This window comes from Dolichospermum sp. LEGE 00246 (assembly GCF_015207865.1).
GTDB classification, from domain to species: domain Bacteria; phylum Cyanobacteriota; class Cyanobacteriia; order Cyanobacteriales; family Nostocaceae; genus Dolichospermum; species Dolichospermum heterosporum.
The window spans coordinates 1-3,961 of record NZ_JADEWA010000492.1; the positions used below are offsets into that span (position 1 = coordinate 1).

At 38.7% G+C, this 3,961-nt stretch carries 3 protein-coding genes; all 3 read left to right on the forward strand.

Features of this window, described 5'->3' with window-relative positions:
* The coding region (locus IQ228_RS22745; RefSeq protein ID WP_193964535.1) for a BsuBI/PstI family type II restriction endonuclease at positions 1-1,234 on the forward strand (1,234 nt) is incomplete at its 5' end.
* Positions 1,235-1,476: 242 nt separating this feature from the next.
* Positions 1,477-3,003, forward strand: a complete 1,527-nt coding sequence (gene bchB, locus IQ228_RS22750) for a ferredoxin:protochlorophyllide reductase (ATP-dependent) subunit B (protein ID WP_027401641.1) — start codon at positions 1,477-1,479, stop codon at positions 3,001-3,003.
* A 340-nt stretch (positions 3,004-3,343) separates the two neighbouring features.
* Entirely contained in the window at positions 3,344-3,679 is a 336-nt protein-coding gene (locus IQ228_RS22755) for a hypothetical protein (protein ID WP_027401640.1), read from the forward strand.
* The last annotated feature ends 282 nt before the right edge of the window (positions 3,680-3,961 follow it).

Genomic DNA, 3,961 nt, shown 5'->3' on the forward strand with positions numbered 1-3,961 from the left:
TGCTATTATGAATCCACCTTATAAAAAGATTAACAGTAAATCAATTGAGAAAAAAATACTGTCAAAGCTGGGAATTGAAACGGTAAATTTATATAGTGCATTTGTTTGGCTATCCATATTACAACTTTCTATAAATGGAGAGATAGTGGCAATTACTCCGAGAAGCTTTTGTAATGGTAGTTATTTTCGTCCTTTTCGCCAAGCTTTTTTGGAAAAAATGGTACTCCAAAATATTCATATATTTGAAAGTCGCTCATTAGCTTTTGCAGAAGATAATGTTTTACAAGAAAATATTATTTTTCATGCTACAAAAACAGAAATTAAACCTAAATTTATAGAAATAAGTATTAACTCAGAACAAGAATTAGATAGTTTTTCGGAAATGAGACTTGTTCCCTATAACCAAGTTATTGAAAAAAATGATCAAGCAACAACACCCAAACGCAGAATTACTGAAATGATGGATTGGTTTCGTGATTTTTATGGAAAACAATACGCACCCAATACAAGGGAAACAGTGAGAAGACAAACAATGCACCAGTTTGTACAAATGGGTTTAGTTGTGGAAAATCCAGATCAACCCGACCGACCAATTAATAGTCCTAAATGGTGTTATCAACTTCAGCAACAAGCACTTTCGCTGATACAATCTTATGGTTCTGATCAGTGGGAAGAATCTCGTCGTAATTATACTATTTCTGTCAAGAATTTATTGCAGGATAGAACTCGGAATATCTCCACAATTCCCGTTAGTTTACCCAATGGACAAGCAATTTATCTATCATCAGGTGGACAAAATAATTTAATCAAAGACATTTTAGAAAATTTTTGTCCCAGATTTACACCAGGAGGTTTGGTTCTTTATGTCGGTGATGCTGGGGATAAGTTCATTATTAATGAAACTCAAAAGTTTCGAGAAATAGGAATTGATTTAGATCCTCATGGTAAAATGCCAGATGTTGTAGTTTATTATCAACAACAAGACTGGCTAATATTAATAGAAGCTGTCACCAGTCATGGACCTGTGAATTTAAAACGACACAATGAATTAAAACAACTATTTCAGTCTAGTAGTAAGGGGTTAGTTTTTATGACTGCTTTTCCCAGTCGCAAGGAAATGACTCGATATTTAGCTGAGATTTCTTGGGAAACAGAAGTTTGGGTAGCAGACCAACCAGATCATTTAATTCATTTTAACGGAGAGAGGTTTCTGGAACCATACAAAACCCGGTAAAATCGGTTTGGAAATTTTGATACAAATATTTTGCAAATCATTAAGATTTATTTACTTAAACAACATAAATATTGTTTAAATAATCAGCCATAACCCAGTCAGCAACTAGGTTTCACCCTCTCTCACGTCAAATAACCTCGCAACAAACCTTATTTGTTCAAAGCGGTTAGGTTTGAGAAAATCAGAAACGATTTAATAATCAAGCACTTATAGTTATTTAACTTGTCAAGGGAGAACACAGGATGAAGTTAGCTTACTGGATGTATTCGGGACCCGCTCACATTGGAACTTTGCGGATTGCGAGTTCTTTTAAAAACGTTCATGCTATCATGCACGCACCCCTGGGTGATGATTACTTCAACGTTATGCGTTCTATGCTATCGCGGGAGAGGAACTTTACCCCAGTTACAACCAGCGTCGTTGACAGAAACGTTTTAGCGCGAGGTTCTCAAGAAAAGGTAGTAGACAACATCATCCGCAAAGACGCGGAAGAACACCCAGATTTAATCGTTTTAACTCCTACCTGCACTTCCAGTATTTTGCAAGAGGACTTGCATAACTTTGTCGAACGGGCGCAGTTGGAAGCGAAAGGGGACGTAATGCTGGCGGACGTGAACCATTACCGCTACAATGAATTACAAGCCGCAGACCGGACTTTACAACAAATCGTCCAATATTACATTGAGAAAGCCCGGAAGCGCGGGGAATTAACCACAGAGAAAACGGCTAAACCCTCAGTTAACATTATCGGGGTTTCTACTCTGGGTTTCCACAATAACCATGATGTCACTGAACTGAAGCGGTTAATGACTGATTTGGGAATTCAGGTAAATACTGTGATTCCTGAAGGTGCGTCTGTTCACGAGTTAAAAACTATGCCTCAAGCTTGGTTTAACTTAATTCCTTATCGGGAACTGGGGTTAACTACAGCTAAATATTTAGAAGAACAATTCGGGACACCTTACGTAGATATTACGCCGATGGGTGTGGTGGAAACTGCTAGATGTATCCGTAAAATTCAGCAAGTGATTAACGCCCAAGGTGCGGAAGTTAATTATGAAGACTTCATTAATGAACAAACTTTGCACGTATCCCAGGCGGCTTGGTTCTCCCGTTCTATTGACTGTCAGAACTTGACTGGGAAGAAAGCGGTGGTTTTTGGTGATAATACTCATGCGGCGGCTTTAACCAAGATTCTGGCACGGGAAATGGGGATTCACGTGGTGTGGGCTGGTACTTATTGCAAGTATGATGCTGACTGGTTTAGAGAACAGGTGAGCGAATATTGCGATGAGGTATTAATTACAGATGATCATGGTGAAATCGGGGATGCGATCGCTCGCGTTGAACCTTCTGCTATATTTGGTACACAGATGGAACGCCACGTTGGTAAGCGGTTGGATATTCCTTGTGGTGTCATTGCAGCACCTATTCACGTTCAGAATTTCCCCATTGGTTACAAACCATTTATGGGTTATGAAGGCACAAATCAAATCACAGATTTAATCTACAATTCCTTCACTTTGGGAATGGAAGATCACCTTTTAGAAATCTTTGGTGGACACGATACAAAGGAAGTAATTACCAAAGGAATTTCCGCAGAATCTGGTTTGAATTGGACAAAAGATGGTCAAGCGGAATTGAATAAGATTCCTGGTTTTGTGCGCGGAAAAGTGAAGCGAAATACCGAAAAGTTTGCCCGTGAACGTGGGTTTAAAGATATCTCCGCTGAGGTGTTGTATGCAGCTAAGGAATCTGTAGGTGCGTAGGTAAGAAGAGTGAGTAGTGAGGGCGAATATTTTAACCTTCGCTACTTGCTTTTTTTATATTAGTGTTTATAGTTAGAGACTTCCAAGAAATAAATTATCCTAAGAAACGAACCACAGAGGCACAGAGTACACAGAGAGAGAATTTCTGCATCAGTTTTGGGACATTTTTTTATTTGGAAGTCTCTTAGAGTGTTTCAAGCAATAAATGATCTAAAACCTGTCACTATCCTACGGGAAGAGAACACCCACTCAATGACAATTGGGCATTTTTTTAATTGGAATACTCTTATACCCATTCTCCGTATCAAATTAAACCCAGTTAAGTTAATTCAATAACTATATGGATGAAGTAGTCAGAAAGGTTGCGGCTTTAGGTTTACCTGGTGTATTGCTTGTAGTGACAATGGCCGCTACTGGTCTAGCTGGAGGTGCTGCTATAACTACGGCCTTAGCAGCTTTGGGCGGACCATTTGGAATGATAGGTGGTATTGCGGCTCTTGGAGTTGCTGGATTAGTAGCAGATGCTCTAGGTAAATATGGTATTGATGGTCTTTTAACAGGAATATATCTGGAGCGAAAGAAAAAAGAGCCAGTAGCAAAATTGTGTAAAGAAATTGACGATTTACCTATTTCTAGCGATTTGAAGCGCAAACTTAGGGATGCTATAGGTTGCTAAGATAGCTTTAAATACTTTTGTACTGGTATCCATTCTCAATGGATACTCTTTATTTGATCTTTAAAACAACTCTTATGAATTACTCAGATACAAGGTTGGGTTGAGGTACGAAACCCAACAAGTGCGTCGGGTTGCGCTGTCGCTTAACCCGACCTACAAAAAATGGACAAGGTATTGTTGCTACTAACTAATTTTTTCCGGATAGAGATGGAATATTCAGCACTTATATTTTAGGGGGTTTTACTTTTTATCAGTGATGTAAGTGCAGTGACAATTATAAAT